General features: G+C 65.5%; 1 protein-coding gene. It reads left to right on the top strand.

The genetic code is table 11. From position 1 onward, the window contains the following. Window positions 1–115 precede the first annotated feature (115 nt). On the top strand, window positions 116–1120 hold the full coding sequence (locus ACXJKH_RS20875) for an alpha/beta fold hydrolase (RefSeq protein WP_457322247.1): 1005 nt from the start codon (window positions 116–118) through the stop codon (window positions 1118–1120). The last annotated feature ends 68 nt before the right edge of the window (window positions 1121–1188 follow it).

Below are 1188 nucleotides of genomic sequence, written 5' to 3'. Positions count from 1 at the left end.
GACCAACGGTCGGCTCTACGCGGTGTGGAAATGCAGCCGACCATCGGTCGGCTCTGCGCAACAGCATCATCGCGGTGCCTCCAGTAAAGTCGGGCTTCCCCTTCCGGAGACCGCCATGCGCATCCTGGCCGCCGCCCTGCTCGCCTGCCTGCCCCTGACTTCACTCGCCGCCGACACCTATGGCCCACGGCTGGAAGGCTTCGAGTACCCCTACCCGGTGAAGATCTTCCAGTTCGACGCACAGCGACAACCACTGGAGATGGCCTACCTCGATGTCCCGCCGGCCGGCAAGGCCTTCGCCGGCACGGTCGTACTGCTGCACGGCAAGAACTTCTGCGCAGCCACTTGGCAGGACACCATCCAGGCGCTGAGCGCCGCCGGTTACCGGGTGATCGCACCGGACCAGATCGGCTTCTGCAAATCCAGCAAGCCCGAGCGCTACCAGTATTCGTTCGGCCAGCTGGCCGCCAATACCCACGCCCTGCTCGCCCATCTTGGGCTCGACGCGGCCCAGGTCGACCTCGTCGGCCATTCGATGGGTGGCATGCTCGCCGCGCGCTATGCGCTGATGTATCCGCATCAGCTGCGGCACCTGGCGCTGGTCAATCCCATCGGGCTGGAAGACTGGAAGGCCAAGGGCGTGCCCTGGCGCAGCGTGGATGCGTGGTATGCCGGCGAGTTGAAGACCAGTTTCGACAGCATCAAAAAGTACCAGCTGGAGGTGTATTACAACGGCCAGTGGAAGCCCGGGTACGCGCACTGGGTAAGCATGCAGTCACGCATGTACGACGGCCCGGGGAAGCAGGCGGTGGCCTGGAGCCAGGCGCTGACCTCGGACATGGTGTTCAACCAGCCGGTGGTCTACGAGCTGCCGCGGATCACCGTGCCGACCACGTTGTTCATCGGCCAGACCGACCGCACCGCGATCGGCCGCGATCTGGCACCGCCGGCATTGAAGGCGACGCTGGGTGACTATCCGGCACTGGGCAAGGCGGCGGCGGCAGCGATTCCCGGCGCGACGTTGGTGACCTTCGATGATCTCGGCCATTCCCCGCAGGTGCAGGACCCGAAGCGATTCAACGCGGCGTTGGTGAAGGCGCTGAAGGAAACCCACCGGTAGAGCCGAGCCATGCTCGGCTGCATCTCTGGCGCGGCGCGTGAGGTCGTTCATCGCGCGAAGGGCAGCCG

The organism is Stenotrophomonas sp. P5_B8 (genome assembly GCF_054049855.1).
This window is presented reverse-complemented; position numbering and strand designations above follow the sequence as displayed.